At 71.6% G+C, this 25,288-nt stretch carries 26 protein-coding genes; 15 read left to right on the forward strand and 11 right to left on the reverse strand.

The features are described 5' to 3' along the window. Positions 1 to 18: 18 nt before the first annotated feature. The gene (locus CFK38_RS00965; RefSeq protein WP_245851172.1) at positions 19 to 1,026 is read right to left on the reverse strand and encodes a helix-turn-helix domain-containing protein; all 1,008 of its coding nucleotides are present in this window, start codon (positions 1,024 to 1,026) and stop codon (positions 19 to 21) included. A gap of 406 nt (positions 1,027 to 1,432) precedes the next feature. Here CFK38_RS00965 and CFK38_RS00970 point away from each other — a divergent pair, with 406 nt between their 5' ends. Both CFK38_RS00970 and CFK38_RS00975 read left to right on the forward strand, forming a co-directional pair. Next, positions 1,433 to 3,568 (forward strand): prolyl oligopeptidase family serine peptidase, encoded by a 2,136-nt coding sequence (locus CFK38_RS00970; RefSeq protein WP_096801388.1) that lies wholly within the window; start codon positions 1,433 to 1,435, stop codon positions 3,566 to 3,568. After that, positions 3,565 to 5,676, forward strand: a complete 2,112-nt coding sequence (locus tag CFK38_RS00975) for a S9 family peptidase (protein WP_096801389.1) — start codon at positions 3,565 to 3,567, stop codon at positions 5,674 to 5,676. The genes CFK38_RS00970 and CFK38_RS00975 overlap by 4 nt, the downstream gene beginning before the upstream one ends. A 233-nt stretch (positions 5,677 to 5,909) precedes the next feature. Here CFK38_RS00975 and CFK38_RS00980 read toward each other — a convergent pair whose 3' ends face one another. From CFK38_RS00980 to CFK38_RS00990, 3 genes are read right to left on the reverse strand one after another with little or no spacing between them, the layout of a single operon-like run. Further along, positions 5,910 to 6,749, reverse strand: a complete 840-nt coding sequence (locus CFK38_RS00980; protein ID WP_096801390.1) for a MetQ/NlpA family ABC transporter substrate-binding protein — start codon at positions 6,747 to 6,749, stop codon at positions 5,910 to 5,912. Positions 6,750 to 6,793: 44 nt separating this feature from the next. After that, positions 6,794 to 7,495, reverse strand: a complete 702-nt coding sequence (locus CFK38_RS00985) for a methionine ABC transporter permease (RefSeq protein WP_096801391.1) — start codon at positions 7,493 to 7,495, stop codon at positions 6,794 to 6,796. Further along, positions 7,492 to 8,508 carry a methionine ABC transporter ATP-binding protein gene (locus CFK38_RS00990; protein ID WP_157773296.1) on the reverse strand — a complete coding sequence of 339 codons (1,017 nt, stop codon included), beginning with the start codon at positions 8,506 to 8,508 and terminating at the stop codon, positions 7,492 to 7,494. The genes CFK38_RS00985 and CFK38_RS00990 overlap by 4 nt, the downstream gene beginning before the upstream one ends. Before the next feature lie 229 nt (positions 8,509 to 8,737). Between CFK38_RS00990 and CFK38_RS00995 the strand changes: the two genes are divergently transcribed. Genes CFK38_RS00995 through CFK38_RS01015 form a run of 5 tightly spaced genes read left to right on the forward strand, consistent with a single transcriptional unit; the run spans position 8,738 to position 12,701 of the window. Next, positions 8,738 to 9,016 carry a hypothetical protein gene (locus CFK38_RS00995; RefSeq protein WP_157773297.1) on the forward strand — a complete coding sequence of 93 codons (279 nt, stop codon included), beginning with the start codon at positions 8,738 to 8,740 and terminating at the stop codon, positions 9,014 to 9,016. Position 9,017: 1 nt separating this feature from the next. After that, on the forward strand, positions 9,018 to 10,013 hold the full coding sequence (locus CFK38_RS01000; protein WP_096801394.1) for an ABC transporter ATP-binding protein: 996 nt from the start codon (positions 9,018 to 9,020) through the stop codon (positions 10,011 to 10,013). 2 nt (positions 10,014 to 10,015) lie between these two features. Then, on the forward strand, positions 10,016 to 10,834 hold the full coding sequence (locus CFK38_RS01005; protein ID WP_157773298.1) for an ABC transporter permease: 819 nt from the start codon (positions 10,016 to 10,018) through the stop codon (positions 10,832 to 10,834). Positions 10,835 to 10,884: 50 nt separating this feature from the next. Then, the gene (locus tag CFK38_RS01010; RefSeq protein WP_245851173.1) at positions 10,885 to 12,060 is read left to right on the forward strand and encodes a sensor histidine kinase; all 1,176 of its coding nucleotides are present in this window, start codon (positions 10,885 to 10,887) and stop codon (positions 12,058 to 12,060) included. Then, a complete protein-coding gene (locus CFK38_RS01015; protein WP_096801396.1) occupies positions 12,057 to 12,701 on the forward strand; it encodes a response regulator transcription factor in 645 nt (214 codons plus the stop codon). The genes CFK38_RS01010 and CFK38_RS01015 overlap by 4 nt, the downstream gene beginning before the upstream one ends. A 170-nt stretch (positions 12,702 to 12,871) precedes the next feature. Here CFK38_RS01015 and CFK38_RS01020 read toward each other — a convergent pair whose 3' ends face one another. The 6 genes from CFK38_RS01020 to tadA all read right to left on the reverse strand — a co-directional run bounded on the left by CFK38_RS01020 (position 12,872) and on the right by tadA (position 16,965). Then, the gene (locus CFK38_RS01020) at positions 12,872 to 13,897 is read right to left on the reverse strand and encodes an ABC transporter substrate-binding protein (protein WP_096801397.1); all 1,026 of its coding nucleotides are present in this window, start codon (positions 13,895 to 13,897) and stop codon (positions 12,872 to 12,874) included. Positions 13,898 to 13,946: 49 nt separating this feature from the next. Continuing rightward, positions 13,947 to 14,822: an ABC transporter permease gene (locus CFK38_RS01025; RefSeq protein WP_096801398.1), complete on the reverse strand. Its 876-nt coding sequence runs from the start codon at positions 14,820 to 14,822 to the stop codon at positions 13,947 to 13,949. Beyond that, positions 14,819 to 15,604 (reverse strand): ABC transporter ATP-binding protein, encoded by a 786-nt coding sequence (locus CFK38_RS01030; RefSeq protein ID WP_096801399.1) that lies wholly within the window; start codon positions 15,602 to 15,604, stop codon positions 14,819 to 14,821. The genes CFK38_RS01025 and CFK38_RS01030 overlap by 4 nt, the downstream gene beginning before the upstream one ends. A gap of 141 nt (positions 15,605 to 15,745) precedes the next feature. Next, positions 15,746 to 16,138 (reverse strand): type II toxin-antitoxin system VapC family toxin, encoded by a 393-nt coding sequence (locus CFK38_RS01035; RefSeq protein ID WP_096801400.1) that lies wholly within the window; start codon positions 16,136 to 16,138, stop codon positions 15,746 to 15,748. Beyond that, positions 16,135 to 16,419, reverse strand: coding sequence for a type II toxin-antitoxin system Phd/YefM family antitoxin (locus CFK38_RS01040; RefSeq protein WP_096801401.1), 285 nt, complete (start codon positions 16,417 to 16,419; stop codon positions 16,135 to 16,137). The genes CFK38_RS01035 and CFK38_RS01040 overlap by 4 nt, the downstream gene beginning before the upstream one ends. Before the next feature lie 66 nt (positions 16,420 to 16,485). Further along, positions 16,486 to 16,965, reverse strand: coding sequence for a tRNA adenosine(34) deaminase TadA (gene tadA, locus CFK38_RS01045; RefSeq protein ID WP_157773299.1), 480 nt, complete (start codon positions 16,963 to 16,965; stop codon positions 16,486 to 16,488). Between the two features lie 28 nt (positions 16,966 to 16,993). On the opposite strand from tadA, the gene upp reads away from it, so the two are divergent. From upp to CFK38_RS01085, 8 genes are all read left to right on the forward strand, one after another. Next, the gene (gene upp / locus CFK38_RS01050; RefSeq protein ID WP_096801403.1) at positions 16,994 to 17,632 is read left to right on the forward strand and encodes a uracil phosphoribosyltransferase; all 639 of its coding nucleotides are present in this window, start codon (positions 16,994 to 16,996) and stop codon (positions 17,630 to 17,632) included. 81 nt (positions 17,633 to 17,713) lie between these two features. After that, complete coding sequence (locus CFK38_RS01055; RefSeq protein ID WP_096801404.1) at positions 17,714 to 18,016, forward strand: urease subunit gamma; 303 nt, start codon at positions 17,714 to 17,716, stop codon at positions 18,014 to 18,016. A 10-nt stretch (positions 18,017 to 18,026) separates the two neighbouring features. After that, on the forward strand, positions 18,027 to 18,599 hold the full coding sequence (locus tag CFK38_RS17925) for an urease subunit beta (RefSeq protein WP_245851174.1): 573 nt from the start codon (positions 18,027 to 18,029) through the stop codon (positions 18,597 to 18,599). Next, entirely contained in the window at positions 18,592 to 20,301 is a 1,710-nt protein-coding gene (locus tag CFK38_RS01065) for an urease subunit alpha (protein ID WP_096801405.1), read from the forward strand. Before CFK38_RS17925 ends, CFK38_RS01065 begins: the two co-directional genes overlap by 8 nt. Positions 20,302 to 20,303: 2 nt before the next feature. Then, positions 20,304 to 21,035, forward strand: a complete 732-nt coding sequence (locus tag CFK38_RS01070) for an urease accessory protein UreF (protein WP_096801406.1) — start codon at positions 20,304 to 20,306, stop codon at positions 21,033 to 21,035. Next, on the forward strand, positions 21,010 to 21,915 hold the full coding sequence (locus CFK38_RS01075) for an urease accessory protein UreD (RefSeq protein WP_096801407.1): 906 nt from the start codon (positions 21,010 to 21,012) through the stop codon (positions 21,913 to 21,915). Before CFK38_RS01070 ends, CFK38_RS01075 begins: the two co-directional genes overlap by 26 nt. Positions 21,916 to 21,954: 39 nt before the next feature. Next, positions 21,955 to 22,701 carry an urease accessory protein UreG gene (gene ureG, locus CFK38_RS01080; protein ID WP_096801408.1) on the forward strand — a complete coding sequence of 249 codons (747 nt, stop codon included), beginning with the start codon at positions 21,955 to 21,957 and terminating at the stop codon, positions 22,699 to 22,701. Positions 22,702 to 23,069: 368 nt separating this feature from the next. Further along, positions 23,070 to 23,825 carry a winged helix-turn-helix domain-containing protein gene (locus CFK38_RS01085; protein ID WP_096801409.1) on the forward strand — a complete coding sequence of 252 codons (756 nt, stop codon included), beginning with the start codon at positions 23,070 to 23,072 and terminating at the stop codon, positions 23,823 to 23,825. Positions 23,826 to 24,430: 605 nt separating this feature from the next. Here the strand turns inward: CFK38_RS01085 and CFK38_RS01090 are convergent. Further along, positions 24,431 to 25,186 (reverse strand): protein phosphatase 2C domain-containing protein, encoded by a 756-nt coding sequence (locus CFK38_RS01090; protein ID WP_096801410.1) that lies wholly within the window; start codon positions 25,184 to 25,186, stop codon positions 24,431 to 24,433. Positions 25,187 to 25,288 lie beyond the last annotated feature (102 nt).

Consider the following 25,288-nt stretch of genomic DNA (forward strand, 5'->3'; position numbering starts at 1 on the left):
CAGGATACGCCGCCGTGCTCACGGCCGGGGAGGACCTGTGCGGGGGCCCGTGCGCGCCATGGCGCGGTCGGAGCCGGGCTCGTCGTCCTCCCGCTCGGTCCCGTCGTCCTCGTCGTCCTCGTCGTCCTCGCACTCGTTCTCCCACTTCCACCGCAGCCCGAGCGTCCCGGGCCCGAAACGGGCCTCGCTGACCTGGAGCCGTTCGCGACGGTCCAGGCGCACGCTGGAGGTGGTCTCACCGGATTCCGTGCGCTGGTATCGCACGCAGTCCACCGGCCTCCGGTCGCCGCGGAACTCGACCTCGATCAGCGCGTCGTTGGCCCGCCGCGGGAGGCTGTACACGACCGCCGTCATGTCCGTGGCCCGGGCGCTCAGCTCGACCCGGTAGTCGAAGGCCGCGACCTGGCCGGCATCGAGGTGGCCGTCCACCAGCAGCTCGACGCCGTAGACCCGGTGCTCGGGCCAGCTCACTCGGCGCCCGATCGAGCACCCCTGGACCGGGATGAAGTGCGGCGCGATGTTCGGCTCCGCCGGCTCCAGGACGTACACCGCCGGCAGACGGCACACCCCGGACTCGAGGGCCCGCACGATCAGGCCGAAGTCGAAGCTCTGGACATCCTGCGACGAGTCGATGGTCGCGTGCTGATGGAACACCCGTTCATGGGCGTACTGCTGCGCGGAGGTGAACCCCAGCTCCCGGAGCGCGTCGTTGAACACCTCCTTGCTGGAGCGGTGGCCGAGGAAGGACGTGGTCCGCACGGACCGTCCCCGCAGTCGTGGCGCCCCCACCAGGTCCGCGAGCGACTCGGGAGCCCGCCCCAGCAGCTCCTCGAGCGCCGCCACCACACCGAGTGACTGCTCCCCGCCGGGCAGGCTCCGGCCCGACTGCCAGTTGCTCAGCGTGGCGACGCTGACCGGTCGGTGGCGCGCCCGCAAACGGTGGGAGATCGCGGTCAGGGTCAGGCCGCTCTGCTCGATGGCTCTGCGCAGCTCAACTGCGAATCTCTCGTCATCACCTGCTGCCATCGCCGCGGCGCTCCCCTTCCCGGTCACTGGCCGTCGCCCGGCCCGGCGGTGTCCGCCGCCGTTCACCATTTCTGACATACCTCTGAAATGCCCACAGTAGCCTGTATGACAGACCTCACATGGTGGTCCTGAGAAGTACGTGACAAGGAGGCTAGATCGATGTGAACTCCGGAGGACAGTGCCCTCCGGCGCGACGTGCCGTACTGCCCCGCCCTGACCGCCAGGGCTCCTTCAGTCCCCAGGCACCATCCCTCAGTCCCCAGGCACCATCTCGATGAGAACTGCTGCACCTCGGTCGGCAACGACGCCGGTCACGCCGGTGCCTCAGCTCACTGCGGACGTGCACCGGTCCCGATCGATGCTCGCCGTACCACGGATGGTTCTCCCCGACAGGAAAGCTGCACCCATGTCTCAGCACACAGTCTCCTCGACGAGCTCGGCACGTCGTGGCAGCGAGATCTCGCGCGACCTCATCCCACGCCCTGCCCCGCGCCCCGTCGAGCGGGCTCTGTTCGGCGACGCCGTCCCGATCCCGTACCGCTGGCTGCGTGCCGCCGACTCCCCTGACGTCGCCCGGCACTTCGCCGCGGAGAACGCGCATACCGACGCGCGGACCGCGCATCTCGCCTCCCTGCGCGAGGAGCTGTGCGCCCTGGTCGACGACCCCGTCTCGCCGCTCGAGCTGTCCGCCCCCGTCCTGCTCGACGGATGGTGGTACATCGACCGTTTCGCTCCCGACGGCACGGCCACGCTGTCCCGGGTCCGCGACCGGGAGGGGCTGCGGAGCCCCTCCGGGATCCCCCGGATCGAGCCCGAGCGGCTCCTCGACGGCGAGGAGATCCTGGTGGCCGACTGCCTGTCGATGATCGGCTTCGCCGTCTCCTCCGACCACAGACTGCTCGCCCGCGCCGAGGCGGCGTTCGGCGGATGCCGACTGATCATCACCGAGGCCGCCACCGGCCAGGTCGTCGACAGCGCCGTCGGCGGGGCCGGACCCGATATCGTCTTCTCCGCCGACTCGCGCTCCCTGCTGCACACCCGGGTGGACGATCTCGGCCGTCGGCACCAGGTCCGCAGCCACCGCCTGGGCACCTCGGCGGAGGAGGACATCCTCCTGCTCGAGGAGTCCGACCACTGGGCAGAGCTCGAGCTCTCCCGCTCCCGGGACGGCTCCGCACTGATGATCCGCTCCGTCTCTCCCCAGGGCAGCGAGGTGTGGCTCTGCGATCTCCGCGCCGCCGAAGCGCCTCCGCGGCCGGTGACCGGCCGGCTCACGGATGCGCGACCCGCGCGCCTGGAGCATGCCGGGGACCGGCTGCTGGTGATCCACGAGGACCGCGAGACCCAGCGGACCGTGCTCAGCGAGATCGGTCTGGACACGACCGGCGGCCTGCCGGGCATGTCCGCACTGCTGAGCGCCGAGGACGACGAGCACTTCGAGTCCGTGGAGGCCTTCGCCGATGTCATCGCCCTCCAGCTGCGCGGCGGCGGCGTCCCGCGGCTGCGGCTCATCCCGCGCCGGGCCGACGGCTCCCTCGACCTGCAGGCGGCGCACACCGTGGGTCGTGGCGGGACGCTGGACTCGGTGCGCCTCGAGCCCGTCCCGGCCTGGGGCACCCGACGGATCCGCTACCGCCTGGACAGCTTCCTCACCTCCGGCATGCTCCTGGAGCACGACCTGGACACCGGGGAGAGCATCGAGCTCCTGCGAGAGGACGCCGCCGACTTCGATCCCGCGCAGTACGTGGAGCGTCGTCTGTGGGCGACCTCGGCCGACGGCACGCGGGTGCCGATCTCGCTGCTCGCCCGGCGGGACACGCCGCGCGACGGCACCGCACCCGCACTGCTCTACGGCCACGGCGCCTTCGGCATCTCCACCGAGCCGAAGCTGCGCCCCGAGGTCCGAGCGGTCGTGGACCGCGGGGTCGTGCTCGCCATCGCGCACGTGCGCGGCGGCGGCGAGATGGGCCCGCAGTGGCATCAGCAGGGCCGGGGTCCGCGCAAGCAGAACTCCTTCGCCGATCTCCTGGCCTGCGCCGACCATCTCGTGGACACCGGTTGGGTCGCAGCGGACAGGATCGGCGCCGTCGGCGACGGCGCCGGAGCGCTGCTGGTCGCGGGAGCGGCCAACCTCGCCCCGGAGCGGTTCCGGGCGATCCTCGCCGGGGGTCCGCTGGTGGATCCCCTGGAGACCCTCCTGGACCCGAACGTGATGCTCACCCTCGAGGAATGGGCCGAGTGGGGCGATCCCGCGGCCGATGAGGCGACCTACCGCTCTCAGCGCGGGTACAGCCCGGCGGAGAACATCCGGGAGACCGAGTACCCGGCAGTCTTCGCCTGGACGGCGCTCGACGGCATGGACGTGCCCCCGGCCTGCGCGGCGATCTGGGTCGCGCAGCTGCGGGCGCGGGTCACCTCGGACCCGTCCGAGCGCCCGATCCTGCTGCGCGCGACCCCCACCCTGGGATCCGCCGGCGACCCCCGGGTCGAGGGAGTGGCCTGGCTCCTCGAGCAGCTGGGCGCGGTTACCCTCGGGGAATGACCGCCGAGCTCCCTGCTGCCCCGACCCCTGCGCACCGCCCCACCGAGAGGACCTTCCACGGTGACACCGTGGTCGATCCGTTCGAGTGGATGCGGGACAAGACCGACCCCGAGGTGATCGCCCATCTCGAGGCGGAGAACGCCTACTCCGATGCCCGCACCGCACACCTCGAGCAGCTCCGGGCCACCCTGGTCCGGGAGTTCGTCGGGCACACCCAGGAGACCGACCTCAGCGTGCCGGTGCGCCGCGACCACTGGTGGTACATCACCCGCACCACCGCCGGGGACGACTACCCGAAGTTCACCCGCGTCGCCGACACCGGCACGATGCCGCAGGTCGAGCCGGGCGTGATGCTCGAGGGCGAGCAGGTGCTGCTGGACGCCCAGGCCGAGGCCGCGGGCGCCGAGTTCTACTCCCTCGGCGGGCTCGCCCCCTCCCCCGACCACACCCTGTTCGCCTCCGCCGTGGACACCGCGGGCGATGAGCGCTTCACCCTCCGCATCATGGACATCGCCTCCGGGACGGTCCTCGACGAGGCGGTCACCGGCGCCGGCTACGGTCTCGCCTTCTCCACCGACCAGCAGTGGCTGTTCTACGCCCGGGTCGACGACGCCTGGCGCCAGCACCAGATCTGGCGGCACCGCATCGGGGGTCCGGCCGGCGAGGACGTGCTGGTCATCGAGGAGCCCGACGAGCGGTTCATGATCGGCTTCGACCGCTCCCGCGATGGCTCGACCCTGATGATCCAGGCGGGCTCCACCTCCACCACCGAGGCCTGGCTGCTGGACCTGTCCGATCCCACATCGGCCCCGGTGCCCGCGGGCGGCCGCCGGGACGGTGTGGACTACGGCGTCGAGCACGGCGGGGACCGGCTGCTGATCGTGCACAACGACGGCCATCGCGGCTTCGCGCTCGCGCAGGCGCCGCTGGAGGCACCGGAGCGCTGGGAGGAGCTGCTGGCCCCGGCCGAGGGCGAGCGGCTGCTCGCGGTCGAGGCGTTCGCGGGCTTCGTCGCGCTCGAGCTGCGCAGCGGCGGCCTGGCGAGCGTGCGGCTGATCCCGCGGGCGGCCGACGGCTCGCTGCGCATCGAGCAGGCCTGCGACATCAGCCACGGCGGCGAGCTGGACACCGTCGAGATCGACGCCAACCCGAACTGGGACCAGACCACGGTGCGCTACCAGCTCACCAGCATGCTCACCCCGTCCACCGTCGCCGAGCGGGAGGTCGCCTCCGGGGCCACCGAGATCCTGCGCGTCACGCCGGTGCCGAACTTCGACCCGGAGCTGTACGTGGAGCGGCGCGAATGGGCGAGGGCCGAGGACGGCACCGCGATCCCGCTGAGCGTGGTGGCGCGCCGCGACCTCACGGCCGACGGCACCGCACCGGGCTACCTGTACGGCTACGGCTCCTACGAGATGTCGATCGACCCCTCGTTCGTCCCCACCCGGCTGTCGCTGCTGGACCGCGGCGTGGTGATCGCGATCGCGCACGTGCGCGGCGGCGGGGAGATGGGCCGCGACTGGTACGAGCACGGCAAGCTGCTGGAGAAGAAGAACTCCTTCAGCGACTTCGTGGCCGCCGCCGCCCACCTGACGGACTCCGGCCTGGTGGCCGCGGAGCGGCTGGGCGCCGAGGGCCGCAGCGCGGGCGGGCTGCTGATGGGCGGCATCGCGAACCTCGCCCCCGAGCGGTTCCGGGCGATCATCGCCGGGGTGCCCTTCGTCGACGCGCTGACCACGATCCTGGACCCGAGCCTGCCGCTGACCGTGGGTGAGTGGGAGGAGTGGGGCGATCCGCTGCACGATCCGGCGGTGTACGAGTACATGCGCGGATACACGCCCTACGAGAGCATCACGGCGGTCCAGTACCCGGCGATCTTCGCCTCCACCTCGCTGAACGACACCCGCGTGTTCTTCAACGAGCCGGCCAAGTGGGTCGCCCGCCTGCGCGAGACCGTCACCTCCGATCAGGCGGAGCGGCCGATCCTGTTCCGCTGCGAGATGGTCGCCGGGCACGGCGGCCGCTCGGGCCGCTACCGCAAGTGGGAGCAGCGTGCGGACGAGCTCGCCTGGCTGCTGGACCAGCTCGGGGCGACCGAGCTGCTCTGATCCGACCGGCCGCCGACCTGACTCGGACGACGGCCCCAGGTGTCACGGACGGGCCGCTGGTGATGTGAGATGGCCATATCACCACCTCACATCACCAACGGCCCGTCGCCGACATGAGCCGCCGAGCAGAGGTCGCCGGGGGCCGGGGGCCGGGGGCCGGGGTGAGCGTCACCAGAGCCGCGCCGCCGGTGCCCGGGTCGCCTGAGCCGGTCCGGGGGCCGGAGGCAGGCTGCTCAGAAGGCGGGGATCACCGCACCGTCGTAGGTCTCCTCGATGAAGGTGCGGACGTCCTCCGAGCGCAGCAGCTCGTCGAGCGTCCGCAGCGCCGCGTTGTCCTTGTCCCCGGTGCGGACCACGAGCATGTTCGCATAGGGGTTGTCCTCGCCGGACTCGAGGGCGAGGGCGTCCTCGGCCGGGCTGAGATCCGCCTCCATGGCGTAGTTGCCATTGATCACGGCGATCGCGTAGTCGCCCAGGGTGCGGGGCAGCAGCGCCGCGTCGATCTCCTGGAACTCGAGGTGCTGGGGGTTCTCGGCGATGTCGTCGACCGTCGCCTCGGTGGGCTCGATCCCGTCCCGCAGCGCCAGCAGGCCCTCGGAGGCGAGCAGCGCGAGCGCACGGCCGCGGTTGGTGGGGTCGTTCGGGACGCCGACGGCGGATCCCTCCTCGATCTCGTCGAGGCCGGTGAGCGACTCGGAGAAGATGCCCAGCGGCTCGATGTGCACGCCCTCGAAGGGGGTCAGCTCGTAGCCGTTCTCCGCCATCTCGGTCTCGAGGTAGGGCAGGTGCTGGAAGTAGTTCGCGTCCACCTCACCCTCGTCGAGCAGACGGTTCGGGATCGGGTACTCGGTCTGCTCCTGCAGGTCGAGCTCGAGCCCGGCGTCGGCGGCGAGGTTGTCCTTGACGAAGGTCAGGATCTCCATGTGGGGCAGCGGGGTCGCGGCGATGCGGATGGTGGTGACACCGCCCTCCTCGGTGAGCGGGGCCGCCGTCTCACCGCCGCAGGCGGCGAGGGCGAGGGCGGTGAGCCCGGCGCCGGAGGCGAACAGGGTGCGGCGGGAGACGGTGCGCATGGAGAGCTTCCTTACGAGGTGAGGGGACAGCAGGGGTGAGGGGATCAGGCGGTGCGGGCGCGGTGATCGACGGCGCGGGAGAGTCGGTCCCCGAGCAGCTGCACGAGGATCACGATGGCGATCAGCAGGATGACGGTGACGACGATGATCTCGGTCTGGTAGCCGGTGTAGCCCCGGTTGTAGGCGAGCTGGCCGAGGCCCCCGGCGTTCACGGAGCCGGCCATCGCGGTGTAGCCGATGACCGCGATCGTGGTGGTGGTGATCGAGCCGATGATACCGGGCAGCGCCTCGGGGATCAGCACCTGGCGGATCACCTGCCAGCGGCTCGCGCCCATCATCCGCACCGCCTCGATCTTCCCGGCGGGGATCTCCCGCAGGTTCAGCTCGAACAGGCGGGCGGCGAAGGGCACCGCCGCGATGGTCAGCGCGATCATCGCCGCGTTCGGGCCGGTGGAGCGGCCGGTGATCAGCGAGGTGATCGGGATCAGCGCGATGATCAGGATGAAGAAAGGGAAGGAGCGCAGCACGTTGACCACGAAGCCGGTGACCTGGTTGAACCGGCGCACCAGCGAGGAGGCGGAGTCATCGGTCTCGAACAGCGCCACGCCCAGCGGCAGGCCCAGCAGCACGGTGAGCGCCATGGTCACAGCGGTCATGTAGAGGGTGACGAGGGTGGCCTCCCAGGGACCGCCCTCCCAGCGCACCAGCAGCGGGTTGGACAGCCATTCCTGCAGGATCGCGATCATGCGGTCACCTCCGTCGCGACCACGCCGGCCGCCTCGAGCTCGGTGAGGAAGGCGGTCAGGCCCTCCCGGGAGATGGGCCGACCGGAGCGGTTGCGCAGGGCGAGCTGCACGCGGCCCACCTGGCGCCCGCCGATGGTCTCGATGGTGCCGGCGACCAGCGTCGCCTCGGCCTGGTAGGTCTCGGCCAGACGGATCAGGTCATCGTTGGTGCGGAAGCGTGCGGAGTTGCCGTAGTCGCAGTTGACCACGAGGGCGTCGATGCCGGTGGGGGCCGGCGGCAGCGGGATCAGCTCGGCGCTCAGCGGGCCGTGCGGATCCGCGGCGACGTCCAGCAGATCACCGCTCTGGGTGATCCGGCCGTCCTGCAGCAGGGTGACGGTGTCGCAGACCTCGCGCACCACGCCCATCTCGTGGGTGATGATCACGACCGTGATGCCGAGGCGCTCGCGCAGGTCGGCGATCAGTCGCAGGATCTGGCGGGTGGTGGAGCCGTCGAGCGCGCTGGTCGGCTCATCGCACAGCAGCACCTTCGGCTCGGCGGCGAGCCCGCGGGCGATGCCGACGCGCTGGATCTGCCCTCCGGAGAGCTGGGCGGGGTGGTTGTGCTCGCGCCCGGTGAGCCCCACCAGCTCCACCAGCTCGGCCACCCGCTGCTGCCGCTGCGCACGGGGCACGCCGGCGATCTCGAGCGGGTGGGCGATGTTCTGGGCGGCGGTGCGGGAGTCCAGCAGGTTCGCGTGCTGGAAGACCATGCCGATGTTTCGGCGGGCGGCACGCAGGGCGGCACCGTCCAGGGCGGCGATATCGGTGCCATCCACCTCGACGCGCCCGGTGGTGGGCTTCTCCAGCCCGGTCAGGCAGCGGATGAGGGTCGATTTCCCGGCCCCGGAGCGGCCGACGATGCCGTGCACCCGGCCGGGCTCGAGGTGGAGGTCGATCCCGTCGAGCGCGACGACGGGGTCTCCGCCGCCGGGGGCGGGGAAGACCTTCGTGAGGCGGTCCAGAGTGATCACCCGAGGATTCAAGCATCGCCGGGCACCCGGGCCGGACGATTGGTTCATCTGCCGCAACAAACGTCACAGACCTGCGGTTCCGGGTGTGCAGGGGGTCACTCCGAGGGTTCGCGCAGAGGGATCCGAGCCCTCACCCCTGACATTTCTCATGGGAGGGCGATGAGGTTCCCATCCCAGGCCGTGAGGCGGCGCCCTACTGACCGCAGACGCTTCTCGGAAGAGTGGGGGCATGACATCGACACCGCGCACCGCTCCCTCGCCCGCACAGTCCCCCGAACGATCCGTCCTGATGGACCTGATGGCCCTGACCCCCTCCGCGACCCTCGGCCGCGAGCTGCTCGCACTGGTGGTGGACCTGGCCCTGATCGGGGCTGTCGTCCTCGTGATCCAGCCGGAGATGCTGGCCATCGCGGTCATGTTCGGCGTCGTCGGCATGTTCATGGCCGTCCGCCTGGTGGCCGGCTTCCGCACCCGGGGATACTCCCGCGAGCTGACGGGCGGGCGCTGAGATGTCGACCCTCGAGCAGCCGGACACCCGCGCCGTCACCGCCACCCCGCCCGCCGACCTGCCCACCGACCAGTGCACCGACGTCGTGCTGCAGGCGAGCGGACTCAGCCGCCGCTACGGCCGCGGCAGGGACTCCTACCTCGCCGTGGACGGGCTGGACCTCACCCTCCGCCGCGGCGAGCTGTTCGCGCTGCTGGGCACCAACGGCGCCGGGAAGACCTCCACCCTCGAGATGCTCGAGGGCCTGGCCCGGCCCACCTCCGGGACGGTGAGCGTGTTCGGGCACGACCCCTTCCGGGAGCGGCGCGCCGTGCGCCCCCACCAGGGGCTCATGCTGCAGACCGGCGGCTTCCCGGCGGACCTCACCGCGCTCGAGGCGCTGCGGATGTGGAGCCGGACGCTGAGCACCCCGCGCCCCGTGCTCGAGGTGCTGGCCGAGGTCGACCTCACCGACCGGGCCGGTACCCGCATCTCCTCCCTCTCCGGTGGGGAGGTGCGGCGCCTGGACCTGGCCTGTGCGATCGCCGGCGACCCGGAGCTGCTGTTCCTCGACGAGCCGACCACCGGGCTGGACCCCGAGTCGCGGGCGCGGGCCTGGGAGCTGATCGCCTCCCTCACAGCGCGCGGCACCACGATCGTGCTGACCACGCACTACCTGGACGAGGCCGAGGCCCTCGCCGACCGACTCGCGATCATGCACCGCGGGAGGATCGTGCGCGAGGGCACGGTGGCCGACGTCGTCGCCGGGCACGCCGCTCGGATCCGCGCCACGCTCCCGGCGAGCGCCCCCGCGCTCCCCGCCCTGCAGGGCAAGGCCGTCCGCAGCGCAGAGGGCCTCCTCGAGGTGGCCACCATCTCGTTGAACGCGGACCTCCACACCCTGCTCACCTGGGCCCGCACCGAAGACGTCGAGCTCACCGGCCTCGATGCCCGTGCCGCCAGCCTCGAATCGGTGTTCCTCGCGATCGCCGGCTCCACCCTCTCCCCCGAAGGATGATCATGACTGCCACCGCGTTCCCTCGCACCGTCCCCACCCGCACGCGCCGCGCTCCCCGCCTGCTGGGGCTCGCCGCCGCGGAGCTGTCCCTCCTGCGCCGCAACCGCATGCAGCTCATCACCGCCATCGCACTGCCGCTCCTGCTGCCGTTCTGCTTCCTGCCCCTTGCGCAGAACGGCGCCTCCGGGCCCGCTCTGGCCGCCGTGCTGGGCACGATGCTCGTGACCGTGATGCTGTTCATCGTCTACTACAACCTCCTGTGCTCCTATGTCGCCCGCCGCCAGGACCTGGTCCTGAAGCGTCTGCGCACCGGTGAGGCCTCCGATGCGACCGTGCTCGCCGCGACGGCCACCCCGGCACTGCTGCTCACCGCGGTGATGCTCAGCCTCACGATGGCGCTCTCGATCCCGGTGCTGGAGCTCCCGCTGCCCCAGAACCCCCTCGTGCTGGCCCTCGGCCTGGGGCTCGGTGCGCTCATGCTCGTGCCGCTGGCGCTGGTCACCGCCAATATCACCCGCACCGTCGAGTCCGCTCAGATCACCTCGCTGCCCGCGATGGCCGTCCTGATGATCGGCGCCGGCGGCATCCTGCCCCTCGAGCTCCTGCCCGAGTGGGCGACACGGCTGATCGCGTTCCTCCCCTCCGCCCCGATCACGGCGCTGGTGCGGCTGGGCTGGCTGGGCATCGATGCCGACGGGGCGACCGTGACCGGTGCCGACGCCTGGCTGCTCCTGGCCGGACAGACCGGGATCCTGCTCGGCTGGGCCCTGCTCGGCGCCCTGTTCGTGCGCGAGCACTTCCGCTGGGAGCCGCGGCGCTGACCCGATAGGCTCCCCACCAGGTCGTCCGTCCTGTCGACGATCACGAGAGGATGAACGTGCAGACCACGACCGGCCGCCAGTGGAGCGTGTTCTACGCCTACACGGCATGGACCGTCGTCGGCGTGGTGGCGGTGCTCCCGCTCGGCATCGCCCTGTTCCTCGGCCTGCACATCCCGACCGCCTTCGCCGCCGCCCCGCTGAGCACCACGGTGCTGGGCGGGCAGATCGTGCTCGGTGCCTGGTCGGCCTGGCGCGCCATGGAGGCGTGGGCCGCCACCGCTCCCTCCCCCGCACGGGACCGCTGGGGGATCCGCCGGGTGGGGCGGCTCCCCTCGGATCTCTCCCTGCTCACCGCCGCGGCACCGTCGGCGCTGATCGCCGGTACCACGCTGCTCGGCGGCGCGAATCTTCGCCTGCTGGTCATCTCCCTGTCGCTGCTGGTCACCACGGTGGCGATCCGATGGCGGTGGGAGCTGGGCCTGGTGCTCGTGATGGCGTTCACGGCGGTGGCGGCGCTGCTGCTGGGTCCCCTCCCGTGGGTCCTCTCCAGCGGCGTCCTCGTGGTGGTCACGGTGCCCACCACCCGGTTGTCCCTGTGGCTGGCGGCGCTGGTGCGCGAGCTCGATGACGCGCGCCAGGCGCAGGCCCAGCTCGCCGTCGCCGAGGAGCGCCTGCGCTTCGCCCGGGACCTGCACGACGTCTCCGGCCGGGATCTCTCGGTGATCGCGGTGAAGGCGGAGCTGGTGGCCCAGCTCGTCGAGCGCGAGGATCCCCGCGCCGTGGAGCACAGCCGGGAGGTCGCCCAGATCGCCCGCACCTCGCTCGCGGAGATCCGCGGCCTGGTGCGCGGCTACCGCGAGGCGGACCTGGCCACCGAGCTGCGCGGCACCGCCTCCCTGCTGCGCTCCGTGCACGCCGAGGTCACGATCCATGGCGACGCCGACGACGTCCCCGCCCGGCACGCCGGCACCGCCGCCTGGGTGCTGCGCGAGGGCGGCACCAACATCCTCCGCCATGCGGATCCCTCCCTCGTGACCATCACGCTGGGCCCGGAGGGGATCACCCTGGTCAATGACGGCGCCTCCGGCTCCGCGGAGCTCCACGAGGGCAGCGGGCTGACCGGGATGCGGGAGCGGCTCGGCGCAGACTCCGCGCTGAGCATCCGCCGCGACGGCGGCAGCTTCACCCTCGACATCCGCTTCGATGCCTCCGGAGGCACCCGATGAACGCTGAGTCCCCCGACCCCGCCGATGCCCCCGCCCCGCTGCGTGTGGTCCTCGTCGATGACGAGCACCTGATCCGATCAGCGCTGGCCACGATGCTCTCCCTCGAGGCCGACCTCGAGGTGCGAGGAGAGGCCGCGACGGTCGCCGACGGCGTCCGTCTCGTCGGCGCCGAGCAGCCGGACGTGGCAGTGCTCGACCTGCAGCTGCCCGACGGTGACGGCCTCGAGCTCGCCGCGCGGATCGCCGAGGCCTCCCCCGCCACCCGCTGCCTGATCCTCACCTCGCACGCCCGACCCGGATACCTCAAGCGAGCACTCGCCCAGGGGGTCCTCGGCTTCCTGCCCAAGACCACCTCGGCCGATCAGCTGGCCCGCGCCGTGCGCGCCGTCGCCGACGGACGCCGCGTCATCGACCCGGAGCTCGCGGCGGAGACCATCTCCTCCGGGGACTCGCCCCTGACCCCGCGGGAGGCGGACGTGCTGGAGTTCGCCGCGGATGGTGCCGCGATCGAGCAGATCGCCCGCCGCGCCCATCTCGCCGAGGGCACGGTGCGCAACTACCTCTCCAGCGCGCAGGCGAAGCTGCAGGCCGCCAACCGGCATGAAGCGGTCGCGCTCGCGCGGCGCCAGGGCTGGGTCTGAGCGTGGAGCCGCTCCGCCCGCGCGCGGTGTGCATCCAGTGGCGCTGAGCCAGCACACACCCCGGATATACGGCGACGTCTGCTCACCTGACGCCGATGGATGCACACCGGCCGCGCCCGAACACCACCGACCGCACCCGCGCCCACCGATCGGGGCCCCGGCGGCGGGCCTCAGGCGTCGGCGCCCTCGGCGAAGCTCGCATCCACGATCCCGGCCACGTCGATCGGCTCGGCGTACGTGATCTGCTCGGCCTCGATCCACACCGCCTGCATCGCCTCGAGCTGTTCGGGCTGCGGGGCGAGGTCGGGCAGGTAGGAGTACATCGGCGCGGACTTCAGCACCTCGAGCTCCTGGCCCAGGGTGTCGGTGAGGATCTGGTAGACCTCGTCGGTCTGCGTGCCGTCGCTCGAGAGCTCCTGGGAGCCCCGGGCGAGTGCCGAGAAGAAGCCCTGCGCGAGCTCACCGCCGACGAACGTCTCGGAGTAGAGCACTCCGGTGCCGGTGGTGCCCTGCTTCGGGACCGCCAGCGGTGAGGCGACCCCGGCCTCCTCCATCGCGGTGGAGAAGGGCGCCGAGGGGGTCGCCGCGGCGACGGAGCCGTTGGCGATGGCGGGCTCCTGGTCGGGGGTGGAGAGGTTGGAGACCTCGACGTCGTTCAGGGTCAGCCCGCCCTCCTCGAGCATGGCGGCCAGCAGGTAGCCGCCGGTCGCGCCGGGGCCGCCGGCCACGCCGATCTTGCGGCCCGCGAGATCGGCGACCGTGGTGACCGAGCCGTCGTCGATGAGCTCCTGACTGACCTCGAGCGCAGTGGGCGAGTTCTCCGGGTCGCCCGGGGAGATCCCCATCGAGCCGACGATCTTGAAGGCCAGTCCCTGGTCCAGGGCGTTGAACATGCCGGCGCTGAAGCCCGCGATCATCACGTCGAGCTGGTCGTTGGCGAGCATCGGGATGCCGTCCTGGCCGGACTTCAGCGGGGTCAGCTCGACGGTGATGCCGGCCTCTGCGAAGTACCCCATCGCGTCGGCGACGTAGAGCGGGGCGAACAGGGAGGACGGCACGTGGCCGACACGAACTGTGCCGGACTCGGCCCCGGAGCCCTCACCGGACTCCGTGCCGGTCACGGCCGGACCGCAGGCGGCGAGGGTGCCGCCGAGGGCGGCGGCGGAGGCGAGGGAGAGCAGGGCGCGACGTCGCATCAGGGATTCCTTGGGGTGAGTGGGGCGAGAGGGGTGAGGGACGGGAGGATCAGGCGCTGCGGCGCCAGGGCAGCAGCAGCTTCTCGCTGCGGCTGAGCAGCGTGGTCAGGGCGGCACCGATGATGCCGATGACCAGCAGGCCCACGTAGAGCTTCTCGGGGATGAACAGCTGCCAGGAGTTCCAGATCAGGTAGCCGAGACCGGTGGTGGAGGCGCCGGTGAACTCCACCGCGGTGACCACCACGACGGCGGTGCCGGTGGCGGTCTTCAGACCGGAGAACACGAAGGGCATCGCCCCGGGCAGGACCACGAAGCGGAAGCGGGCGAAGCCGGTGGCGCCGTACGCCGTGCCCGCCTCGAGCAGCTGGCGGTCGATCGCCCAGACCCCGGAGACGGTCGCGATCTGCATGACGAAGAAGGTCGTGATGAACACGGCGATGATCTTCGGCAGCTCGGTGGGTCCGAAGATCATCAGCAGGATCGGGAAGATCGCGATCTTGGGAAGCGGGTACAGCGCGCTGAACAGCGGCCCGAAGGCGGCGTTCAGGGCACGCGAGGAGCCCATCAGCAGGCCCACCACGATGCCGGAGAGCGCGCCGAGACCGCCGCCGACGAGCAGTCGCAGCAGGGTGGGGCCGGTGTGCTGCCACAGCTCGCCGTCCAGCGCCATCTCCCCCAGGGCCATGAGGATCGTGGTGGGCGGCGGGAAGAAGCGCGGGTCGATGATCAGCAGTCGCGCACACACCTCCCACAGCAGCACCAGCACGATCGGGGCGGCGATGGAGAGCACCAGGTCGCGGGTGCGCAGTCGGCTCTCCCGGGAGCGGTGGGCCCGGGCCGCCACGAGGGTGCGCTCGGCGCGCTCGTCCGCGACGCCCTGACCCGCGGGGCTCTGCTCGGTTTCGCGGTTCTCGATGGTGCTCATGCGGTCTCCTCGGCGGTGCGCACGTCATCGCGCAGCAGGTTCCAGATGCGGGAGCGCAGCTCGCCGAACTCGGGGCTGCGTTCGATGTCGAAGGAACGGGGGCGCTCGAAGGGGATCGAGATGTCCGCGCGCACGGTGCCGGGGCGGCCCGACATCACGATCACGCGGTCGCTGAGGATGATCGACTCGTCGATGTCGTGCGTGACCATGAGGACCGTCTTGCGCTCCTGCTCCCACAGGTCGATGAGCTCCTCCTGCATGAGCATGCGGGTCTGGGCATCCAGGGCGCCCAGCGGCTCGTCCATCAGCAGCACCGGGGACCCGGTGGCGAAGGCGCGGGCGATCGCGACGCGCTGGCGCATGCCGCCGGAGAGCTGGTGGGGGTAGGACTCGGCGAAGTCGGTCAGCCGCACCCGGGCGAGCCAGTCCCGGGCGGTGGCCTCGCGCCCGCGCCGGGAGACACCGGTCATGCGCAGCCCGAAGGCGACGTTGTCCAGCACCGTCATCCACGGGAACACCCCGTGCTCCTGGAACACGAAGGCCGCGGGCACGGCGTGCTCGGCCCCGGTCATGGTGACCGCGCCGACGGTCCGCTCCTCGAGGCCGCCGAGGATCCGCAGGAAGGTCGACTTGCCACAGCCGGAGGGGCCGACGATGCACGTGAAGGAGCCCGGCTCGAGGGTCAGGGAGAAGTTCTCCAGGGCCCAGACGGGATCCCCACCGGAGAAGAAGACCTTCGAGACGTCCTCGGCGACGACGGTCGCCTGGTCGGCGGCATGCATGGGATTCTCCCTCGGCCCCGTCGGCGGCAGACGGTGCGGGACGTGGCGGAGCGGACTCGGACCCGCTCACTGTAGGAGGTCACGGGGCTCCTCCGGCCCTCATCTCACTGCCCGGACAGAATGAGACAGACGGGTCCGCGGTCACCAGAGACGATCGGCACCCGCCAGGCTGTCGAAGGCCTCGTCCGCGCTCACCAGGGGAAGGCCCCGACGGATCGCCTGCGCGACGATCATCCTGTCGAAGGGATCCCGGTGATCCCACACGAGCGAACCGGCGAGGATCGAATCGGCGGAGTCGATGGGAAGCGGCGTCGCGCACCACCTCTCGAGATGCTGTGCGTAGTCGAGGATGAGGGACTCTGCTCCCGGCAGCTTGCCGATGCGGACCTTGGTGGCGATCTCCCAGGCCGATGCTGCGGAGACCCAGACGATGGTGTCCGGATCGGCGAGCGCGTCTTCGGCGGCGGGAGTGAGCTTCCCCGGTTCCGCCAACGCCCAGAGCAGCACATGGGTGTCCACGAGCAGCTCGGTCACGCGTCGCCCTCCCAGGCCCGCAGCTCCTCCTCGGGGAGCTCCTCGAAGAAGGTGTCGGGGACCTGGAACCGCAGGAACCCCATCGGGCGCCGGCGGTCCCCCTGGGGCGGTGCGTCGACGGGCACGAGCCGGGCGACCGCGGTGCTCCCCCGGGAGATGACGATCTCGCTCCCCGTCTCCACCTCGCGCAACAGCGAAGAGAGGCGTGTCTTCGCCTCCTGGACCTTCACCACCCGCTCAGGGTGCTCCGGCCTGCTTTCCGGGACCGTCTTCGCGCTCATGTCACCACAGTACAGCGGATCCGACCAGCTGGACAGGCACCTGGTCGACCAGTTTCCGCACCCTGGTCAACCTCGGGGATCGGCGACCCGTTTCCGCCGCGATCGGAAGAACTCCCGCAGCAGCTCGCCGCACTCCTGGCCCCGCACCCCGGTGGTGAGCTCCGCGCGGTGGTTCAGCCGCGGTTCGCGCACCAGGTCATAGAGCGATCCGGCGGCCCCGGCCTTGGGGTCCATGGCGCCCACGACGAGGCGCCGGATGCGGGCCAGCACGATCGCGCCGGCGCACATGGTGCACGGCTCGAGGGTGACCACGAGCGTGCAGCCGGTGAGGTTCCAGCGACCGGTGGCCGCGGCCGCGCGGCGCAGCGCGAGGATCTCGGCATGCGCGGTGGGGTCCTCGTCGGCCTCGCGGCGGTTCCCGGCGGTGGCGAGGACCTCGCCGTCGGGGCCCACCACGACCGCGCCGATCGGGACGTCGGCCGGCTCGCGGTCGGCGGCGGCGCGGGCCTCCTCGATCGCCAGACCCATCAGTTCGTCATCGGTCATGGGGTCATTGTCCGGTAGATTCAGCCCCATGCGCGTACTCGAGATCGACCACCCCCTCGTCGCCCACAAGCTGTCGGTGCTGCGCAATCGCGCCACCCACTCCTCGGTGTTCCGCCAGCTCGCCGATGAGCTGGTGACCCTGCTGGCCTACGAGGCGACCCGCAACGTCGCCGTGGCCCCGGCGGAGATCGAGACCCCGGTGACCACGATGACCGGCACCCGCCTGACCAACCCCAAGCCGATGGTGGTGCCGATCCTGCGCGCCGGCCTCGGCATGCTCGACGGCCTCACCCGCCTGCTGCCCACCGCCGAGGTGGGCTTCCTGGGCATGGTGCGCAACGACGAGACCCTCGAGGTCACCACCTATGCGAACCGTCTGCCGGACGATCTCTCCGGCCGTCAGTGCTTCGTGCTGGACCCGATGCTGGCCAGCGGGAACACCCTCATCGCATCCTGCCAGTACCTGCACGAGCGCGGCGCCCGCGACATCACCTGCGTGACGCTGCTGTGCGCCCCGGAGGGCCTGCGGAACCTGGAGGCGGCCCTCGATCCGGCGATCGACCTCACCGTCGTCACCGCGGCGATCGACGAGAAGCTCGATGAGCGGGGCTACATCGTGCCCGGCCTCGGGGACGCGGGGGACCGCCTCTTCGGCGTCGTCGACTGAGCCGACGAGGTCCGTCGATTGACCCCACCCTGGCGAGGGGTCAAGATAAGGGCTCTGCCCCCGTCCGTCGAGGAGTGTGCGATGTTCCTGAGTGTCCACGAGCAGGAACGGCTCATGGTCCATCTGGCCGGGAAGCTCGCCCTGGAGCGCAAGGAGCGCGGACTCACGCTCAACCTCCCGGAGGCGACCGCCCTGATCACCTCGTACCTCCTCGAGGGCGCGCGGGACGGCCAGTCCGTCGCCGATCTCATGGAGGGCGGGCGCTATGTGCTGGGCCGTGACGACGTGATGGAGGGCGTGCCCGAGATGCTCGCCCAGGTGCAGGTCGAGGCGACCTTCCCCGATGGGACCAAGCTGGTCACCGTCACCCACCCGGTGCAGTGAAGGGCGCGCGATGAGCAACGAGAAGCCTCCGCAGGATCCGGCCGCCGCGCCGGCGATGGAGGAGAACCCCTTCGACAACCCGGCGCTCGGTCCGGACGGCTCCCCCGAGCCGCCGTCCCACCCGTCGGACCACCCCGGCCGCGAGTACGACCGCGACGAGGTGGTGCGCAGCTCCGGCGTGGGCGCTCCCAGCGAGCCGCGCCGTTCCGGCTCCGGCAGCCGCCAGGCACCGCGGCGCGCCACCGACGGCGCGGTGGACCAGCGCGCCCCTGTCATCCCCGGGGAGATCCTGCTCGCCGATGGGCCGGTGCTGCTGAACGCCGGCAGCGAGCCGATCACGCTGCGGGTGGTCAACACCGCCGACCGACCCATCCAGGTCGGCTCCCACTTCCACTTCGCGGAGACCAATCCGGCGCTGGACTTCGACCGCGCGGCAGCTCGCGGCAAGCGTCTGAACATCGTCTCCGGTGGCTCCGTGCGCTTCGAGCCCGGGGCCGAGGAGGATATCCAACTGATCGACTTCCGCGGCCGACGCATCGCGCTGGGCTTCCGCGGGGAATGCGGAGGTCCGCTCGATGACTGAGGTCAGCCGTTCCGAGTACGTGGCCAGCTACGGCCCCACCGTCGGGGACCGGATCCGCCTGGCGGACACGGACCTGGTGATCCAGGTCGAGCAGGACCACTACGTCGGCGGGGACGAGGCGGTGTTCGGCGGTGGCAAGTCGATCCGCGAGTCGATGCTGCAGTCCGCCCGCACCCGCGCCGAGGGCACCCCCGACCTGGTCGTCACGGGTGTGGTGATCCTGGATCACTGGGGCATCGTCAAGGCCGACGTCGGCATCCGCGACGGCCGCTTCTGCGGGATCGGCAAGGCCGGAAACCCCGACGTCATGGACGGGGTCACCGAATCGCTCGTGATCGGCCCCTCCACCGAGGTGATGGCCGGCAACGGCATGATCATGACCGCCGGCGCGGTCGACACCCACGTCCACTTCGTCACCCCGGACCAGCTGAAGGTGGGCCTGAACGCGGGGGTCACCACCGTGATCGGCGGCGGCACCGGACCGGCGGAGGGCTCCAAGGCGGCGCTGGCGACCCCGGGCGCCTGGTGGCTGCAGAAGATGTTCCAGGGCCTGGACCCGTGGCCGGTGAACTTCATGTTCCTGGGCCGCGGCAACGCCATGAACGACGAGGCACTGCTCGAGCAGGTGCGTGCGGGGATGGGCGGCTTCAAGATCCACGAGGACTGGGGCGCGACCCCGGCCGTCATCGACAAGACGCTGCAGATCGCCGACGCCACCGGCGTGCAGGTCGCGATCCATTCCGACACCCTCAACGAGGCCGGCTTCGTCGAGGACATGCTGGCGGCGGTGAGCGGTCGCACCTTCCACGCCTTCCACACCGAGGGCGCCGGCGGCGGCCACGCACCGGACATCATCAAGGTCGCGAGCGAGCTGAACGTGCTGCCCGCCTCCACCAATCCCACCCGCCCCTACACGGTCAACACGGTGGACGAGCACCTGGACATGGTGATGGTCGCCCATCACCTGAACCCGCAGATCCCCAACGACCTCGCCTTCGCGCAGTCCCGGGTGCGGGCCGGGACGATCGCCGCGGAGGACGTCCTGCAGGACATGGGCGCGCTGTCGATCATGAGCTCCGACTCCCTGGCGATGGGTCGCATCGGCGAGACGATCATGCGCACCTGGCAGACCGCGCACCAGATGAAGCGCGTGCGCGGCCCGCTCGAGGGCGACACCACGGCCGACAACCACCGCGCCCGCCGCTACGTCGCGAAGTACACGATCGCGCCGGCGGTCGCGCACGGCATCGATCAGCACGTGGGCTCGATCGAGGTGGGCAAGCTCGCCGACTTCGTCATGTGGCAGCCGGCCCTGTTCGGGGTGCGGCCCTCGGCCGTGTTCAAGGGCGGGATGGCCGCAGTCGCCGCGATCGGCGACCCCAACGCCTCGATCCCCACCCCGCAGCCCGTGTTCGGTCGCCCGGGGTTCAGCCACTTCACGAAGGCCGCCGGGGCCAGCAGCCTGGCCTTCGTCTCGGAGCTGGCGATGGACAGCGGCGTGGTCGAGCGGATGGGGGTCGAGCACGAGATCGTCCCGATCACCTCCACCCGGAAGGTCACCAAGGACGACCTGCCGCTGAACACGGCCCGACCGCGGATCGACGTGGATCCCGACACCTACGCGGTGCGGATCGACGGCGAGCTGATCGAGCACGAACCGGCCCAGTTCGTCCCGATGGCGCAGCGGTACTTCCTGTTCTGACGATGCCGGGAACCTCCACCACCAGCGCTGCCGCCTCGCGCACCGCGGCGCTGTTGCTGCTCGGCGACGGGCGCCTGCCCGCCGGCGGCTATGCGCACTCGGCCGGTCTCGAGCAGGCGATCGCCCGCGGCTGGGTGCGCGACGCCGCCGACATCGCTGACCATCTGCGCGGCCGGATCCACACCACCGGGCTGGTCAGCGCCTCCTTCGCCGCGGCCGCGCAGCACCGGACCCGCCTCGCGCTCGGGGCCGGGGACCTCACCGGGCTGCGCGCACAGCTCACAGAGCTCGATCGGGAGCTGATCGCGCGCACCCCCTCCCCCGCTCTGCGGAAGATCGGGCAGGACCTGGGCCGCATGCTGCTGCGGGCCATGCGCTCGATCGTCCCGGAGCAGGCCGCAGTGCTCGCTGCCGCCGGACCCGTGCTGCAGCAGCCGATCGCCTACGGGGTGGTCGCCGCCGCGCTCGGGCTCGACGCCCGGGACGCGGCCGGGGTGGTGCTCTACGACTCCGCCGCGACCCCGGCGGTGGCCGCCGTCAAGCTGATGAGCATCGACCCGTTCGCCACCCACCGCTGTCTCGCCGAGCTCGCCCCCGACCTGGACCGGCTGGCGGAGCGAGCCGCCGCGCACGCCGCCTCCGACCCCCGCGAACTGCCCTCCCACGCCGCCCCGCTCACCGACATCGCCGCGGAGCTGCATTCACATCATGACCAGCGCCTCTTCGCCTCCTGAGCTCGCCGCCCCGCTGCCCGCCTTCGCACAGGTCGAGACGGGCCGCGGGCGCCGACGCACCCGTCGCGGCTCCTTCCTGTGCCATGCGGTGATCGCCACCGAGCTGCGTGCCGGACGCACGGCGATCTCCCGCCTGCGGGCCGACACCCCGCTGTCGCCGCGTCCCACGATCGCCAGCGGCGAGGAGCCCTTCGTGCGCGGCGGGGACGCGGCCAGGATCCGGATGTCGGCGAGCGCGGCCGGGCCCGTCGGCGGCGACACCTATCTGCTGGATATCCACGTGGGCGCCGGCTCCACGCTGGTGCTGCGGGACGTCGGCGCGACCCTGCTGCTGCCCGGTCCCCACGGCGAGCTCTCCCGCTGGGTGACGCGGCTGCGCATCGACGACGGCGCGACCTGCCTCTGGATCCCCGAGCCCGTGATCGCCGCCCGCGGCTGCCGTCACGAGCACGTCATCGAGGCCGAGCTGGCCGCCGGCGCCCGGCTGCTGTTCCGCGAGGAGCTCGTGCTGGGCCGCCACCGCGAGGAGCCGGGCTCGCTGTCCGCCCGCCTGAGCGTGCGCCGCGACGGTGCGCCCACGGTGAGCCAGCAGATCGACCTGGGCCCCGACGCCGCCGGATCGCGCTCCCCCAGCGTGCTCGGCGGCCATCGCGCCGTGGGCAATGTGGTCGTCGTCGATCCCGAGGGGGCACCCGGGCCGGCCGCCGCCACCCCCGACACCGGGAGCGCGGTGATGCGGCAGGATCCGTGCACCGTGCAGATCTCGGCGCTCGCCGCTGACGCCCCGGCTCTGCGCCACCGCCTCGACCTCGGCATGGACCTGCTCGGCCCGCCGTGGTCGGCCGCTGCTCCGCGCGGCTGGTCCGCCGTGCCCCGGTGACCGCCGTCCCACCACCCACCACCACCCATCGGAGGAACCATGAACACTGAGACCACCACCCCCCACCGGGCCCTGCGCCTGGGCGTCGCCGGCCCCGTCGGCACCGGCAAGAGCTCGACCATCGCGAACCTGTGCCGGGCCCTCGCCGAGGAGTTCCGGATCGGCGTGATCACCAACGACATCTACACCGACGAGGACGCGCAGTTCCTGCGCGCCGAGGGCGTGCTGCCGGGCGAGCGGATCCGCGCGGTGGAGACCGGGGCCTGCCCGCACACCGCCATCCGCGACGACGTCACCATGAACCTGCTGGCGGTCGAGGATCTCGAGCGCGACTTCGACCCGCTGGACATCGTGCTGGTCGAATCCGGGGGCGACAACCTCACCGCGACCTTCTCCCCCTCCCTGGTCGACGCCCAGCTGTTCGTGCTCGACGTCGCCGGCGGCGGGGACGTGGCGCGCAAGGGCGGTCCGGGGATCGGCCGGGCGGACCTGCTGGTGATCAACAAGGTCGATCTCGCGCCGTACGTCGACGTGGATGTCGCACAGATGCTGGCCGACGCCTCCGACGCCCGTGAGGGTCGCGCGGTGATCGGGGTGTCGCGGAAGCAGCCGGAGACGGTCCAGGCGCTCGCGGGATGGGTGCGGCAGATGCACAGCGCGTTCACCGCGGGTGGGCACATCCCGCAGGATCCGGGCCCGATGGCCCCGCACTTCCATGCCGATGAGGACGGAGAGGGCGGCTACATGCACTCGCACGAGGAGACGGCCGCCGGCCACTCGCACTGACCTCGAGGCCGCCTCGTGCCCCGTCTCCGTCCCGCCATGTGAACAGGGTCTTGCTCTCCGGGAGGGGACGGGGCATCCTCGTGCCATGACCTCGAACGCCGCATTCCGCGAGACCACCCGCCGGGTGGTCCGCTCCGCGATGCGCTCGATGATGTCCATGATGATGATGCCGATGATGCATCGTCAGCCGAGCCTCTGAGCGCTCACGACTCCTCCGAGGTCGGCTGACAGGAGCCGGCCGGAAGGCGCGGGCTCCAGGTGCTTCCGGGAGCACACCCCTGAATGATCCGCCTGCGGGCGTCGATCCCAGGGATCCCGGGTCCACCAGCCGCCGCGCTCACCGCGCCGCACCTCGGAGAACTCGCATCATGACCATCACCCTGGACCGCCCCACCCACACCGATCGTCGTCCCGCCGCGCGCCCGCTGTACCGGGCAGGGGGCGCGGCGCCGCGTCCGCGCCCCGCGACCGATGCCGTGACCATCACCGTGACGGTCACGCTTCCCGCCGGCACCGGCGACGTCGAGACCGCCCTGATCGCCGATGAGCTGCGCACCGGTGCTCAGCGCCTGGTCGGCGCTCGCGACGGCCGCACCGCCGTCGCGGTGAACAGCCCGAACTCCTTCGCCACCGCCGGCCGTGCCGCCTCCCGCACCCTGCCGCCCCGCGGCCAGGATGTCGCCGCCGTGACCCCGCCGCGTTCTCGCCGCACCGGCGTGGTCTCCCCCAACTCGCCCGCTCGCCGGGATGCGGAGGCCGCTCGGCGTCGTGCACTGCAGGCCACCGCCGTCAGCCCCTCCAGCCCGTCTGCCGCCCCGGAGGACAGCCTGGTCATCGACCTGTTCGGTCGGCGGGTGCGGATCGACGGGAAGGACGTGGACTTCACCTTCAAGGAGTTCGAGCTGCTCTCGCAGCTGGCCGGCCATGCGCGTCGGACCGTCTCGCGCACCGAGCTCATGGAGACGGTCTGGGCCGAGGCGCCCGAGGACACCGGCGAGCGCACGGTCGATGTGCATGTGCGCCGGGTCCGCACGAAGCTGGGCCGCTACCGCCGCCTGATCTCGACGGTGCGCGGGGCCGGCTACCGCCTGGACCCCGGCAGCGACGTCGCGATCCTCGGCTGATCGACGCACTGCGAGGAACGAGCGGCAGAAGATCAGCCAGAAGGTACAGCTGATCGACGCACTGCGAGGAACGAGCGGGAGAAGAAGCGACGAGCGGCCCGGAGCACTCAACCGACAGTGTCGGGGGCTCACGGACCGCTCGTCATGCCTGTCGTCCGTCAGGGGTGGGTGCGGGCGAACAGGCGGGACGGGCTGCCGAAGGTGGGGGAACCTGGCATGGTGCCCGTCTGGCCGCTCCCCAGGAGGGGGGTCTTGAGGAACGGCACATCTATAAAGTTTTCAACGTCTTCCGACTCTCGGAACACTACCAGGGGATCCGGAGGGTCGTCCCCCGATCGACTCCGAGGTCACACCCGTCGATGCTCCCCTCGCACCAGTGAGTCTAGGCCTTGCGGGGAGTGATGTAAACGCGCGGGGCATCCCATTTCCGCAGGTAGCAGGCATATTTTGGACGAGTGGAATTGAGCGTCGGTCACCCCAAGGCTTCGTCATGCGCACACCAAACCTCGAGGCGAGGCGGACCTTCCGCCGGAATTTTATGACCGAGATGTCCGATTGTATCGCCGTTGAGGCCTCCGTGTCTCCCGGCGATCCCGACGACCTCCTCAGGACGCCTCCGGCCGAAGTGTGAGCACTGTCGCATCGTCATGGAGCTTGCGGGGCCGCTGCCCGGCAGGGAGGTGCGCCTCGGCCCGGCGCAGTCCTCGCAGCAGGGCGCTCGGGTCCCCGCGCAGGGAGCGGGCGAGCGAGGAGTCGTCGTGCAGTCCCAGCAGGTCGACCGCGCGGGTGATGCCGTCGGAGACCAGGTGGACCGCCCGCAGATCCGAGAGCGCAGTGCTGCCGACCAGTGCCTGCCCGGCCGATTCGGGCTCGTGCCGTGCCACCCAGAATCCGCCGGCCGCATTGCGGCGGGCCTCGATCGCCTCCGCCCCGGTCTCCTCTCGCATCACGTCCTCGATCCTCGGATCGGTCAGTCGCGTCGTCGTCCCGTCGGCCCTCTCCAGCAGCAGCGAGGAGTCGCACAGCACCAGGTGCTCGAGGTGCTCGCCGCCCCATCGCACCGCGACCACCGTCGCGGACGGTCCGCCGAGGTCGAGATCGCACTCCCCCTCGTGGAGCGAGCGCACATCCGTGATCGCCTCGGCCAGCGCCTGCCGGAGCGGGACGGACGGGTCCTGGGCGCGGTCCAGCAGTCGCGCGGCGAGGGTGTGGGAGAACCACGCGACGCGGTGACGGCACCCGGCCCGGAAGCGGGAGGGCACTCCTGCGCCGTCGAGCACGACGGCGACGGGCCCGAGCACTCCCGCGGCGTCCTCGTTCGCGCCCTGGATCGCCGGGTCGGTGAGAAGTGTGGTGTGCACGCCGCCACTGTAGGCATTCCGCGGCGGGAGACGGAGCCGCTGCGCCCGTAGAGTGGTCCCGGACCATGCCGCCCGCCCCCTCCGGGCGCGGCGACGCTCAGG

Source organism: Brachybacterium vulturis, from assembly GCF_002407185.1.
Lineage (GTDB): Bacteria > Actinomycetota > Actinomycetes > Actinomycetales > Dermabacteraceae > Brachybacterium > Brachybacterium vulturis.

Excerpts from the sequence above, each read along its gene's own strand:
- CFK38_RS01085 (WP_096801409.1), top strand. The coding sequence starts at position 23,070 with ATGACCATCACCCTGGACCGCCCCACCCACACCGATCGTCGTCCCGCC.
- CFK38_RS01070 (WP_096801406.1), top strand. The coding sequence starts at position 20,304 with ATGCCGGGAACCTCCACCACCAGCGCTGCCGCCTCGCGCACCGCGGCG.
- CFK38_RS00980 (WP_096801390.1), bottom strand. The coding sequence starts at position 6,749 with ATGCGCACCGTCTCCCGCCGCACCCTGTTCGCCTCCGGCGCCGGGCTC.
- CFK38_RS01005 (WP_157773298.1), top strand. The coding sequence starts at position 10,016 with ATGACTGCCACCGCGTTCCCTCGCACCGTCCCCACCCGCACGCGCCGC.
- CFK38_RS01030 (WP_096801399.1), bottom strand. The coding sequence starts at position 15,604 with ATGCATGCCGCCGACCAGGCGACCGTCGTCGCCGAGGACGTCTCGAAG.
- CFK38_RS01000 (WP_096801394.1), top strand. The coding sequence starts at position 9,018 with ATGTCGACCCTCGAGCAGCCGGACACCCGCGCCGTCACCGCCACCCCG.
- CFK38_RS01075 (WP_096801407.1), top strand. The coding sequence starts at position 21,010 with ATGACCAGCGCCTCTTCGCCTCCTGAGCTCGCCGCCCCGCTGCCCGCC.
- CFK38_RS01010 (WP_245851173.1), top strand. The coding sequence starts at position 10,885 with ATGAACGTGCAGACCACGACCGGCCGCCAGTGGAGCGTGTTCTACGCC.
- CFK38_RS01055 (WP_096801404.1), top strand. The coding sequence starts at position 17,714 with ATGTTCCTGAGTGTCCACGAGCAGGAACGGCTCATGGTCCATCTGGCC.
- CFK38_RS01015 (WP_096801396.1), top strand. The coding sequence starts at position 12,057 with ATGAACGCTGAGTCCCCCGACCCCGCCGATGCCCCCGCCCCGCTGCGT.
- CFK38_RS01065 (WP_096801405.1), top strand. The coding sequence starts at position 18,592 with ATGACTGAGGTCAGCCGTTCCGAGTACGTGGCCAGCTACGGCCCCACC.
- CFK38_RS00985 (WP_096801391.1), bottom strand. The coding sequence starts at position 7,495 with ATGATCGCGATCCTGCAGGAATGGCTGTCCAACCCGCTGCTGGTGCGC.
- CFK38_RS01020 (WP_096801397.1), bottom strand. The coding sequence starts at position 13,897 with ATGCGACGTCGCGCCCTGCTCTCCCTCGCCTCCGCCGCCGCCCTCGGC.
- CFK38_RS00965 (WP_245851172.1), bottom strand. The coding sequence starts at position 1,026 with ATGGCAGCAGGTGATGACGAGAGATTCGCAGTTGAGCTGCGCAGAGCC.
- CFK38_RS00970 (WP_096801388.1), top strand. The coding sequence starts at position 1,433 with ATGTCTCAGCACACAGTCTCCTCGACGAGCTCGGCACGTCGTGGCAGC.
- upp (WP_096801403.1), top strand. The coding sequence starts at position 16,994 with ATGCGCGTACTCGAGATCGACCACCCCCTCGTCGCCCACAAGCTGTCG.
- CFK38_RS01025 (WP_096801398.1), bottom strand. The coding sequence starts at position 14,822 with ATGAGCACCATCGAGAACCGCGAAACCGAGCAGAGCCCCGCGGGTCAG.
- CFK38_RS01040 (WP_096801401.1), bottom strand. The coding sequence starts at position 16,419 with ATGAGCGCGAAGACGGTCCCGGAAAGCAGGCCGGAGCACCCTGAGCGG.
- ureG (WP_096801408.1), top strand. The coding sequence starts at position 21,955 with ATGAACACTGAGACCACCACCCCCCACCGGGCCCTGCGCCTGGGCGTC.
- CFK38_RS00995 (WP_157773297.1), top strand. The coding sequence starts at position 8,738 with ATGACATCGACACCGCGCACCGCTCCCTCGCCCGCACAGTCCCCCGAA.
- CFK38_RS00975 (WP_096801389.1), top strand. The coding sequence starts at position 3,565 with ATGACCGCCGAGCTCCCTGCTGCCCCGACCCCTGCGCACCGCCCCACC.
- tadA (WP_157773299.1), bottom strand. The coding sequence starts at position 16,965 with ATGACCGATGACGAACTGATGGGTCTGGCGATCGAGGAGGCCCGCGCC.
- CFK38_RS17925 (WP_245851174.1), top strand. The coding sequence starts at position 18,027 with ATGAGCAACGAGAAGCCTCCGCAGGATCCGGCCGCCGCGCCGGCGATG.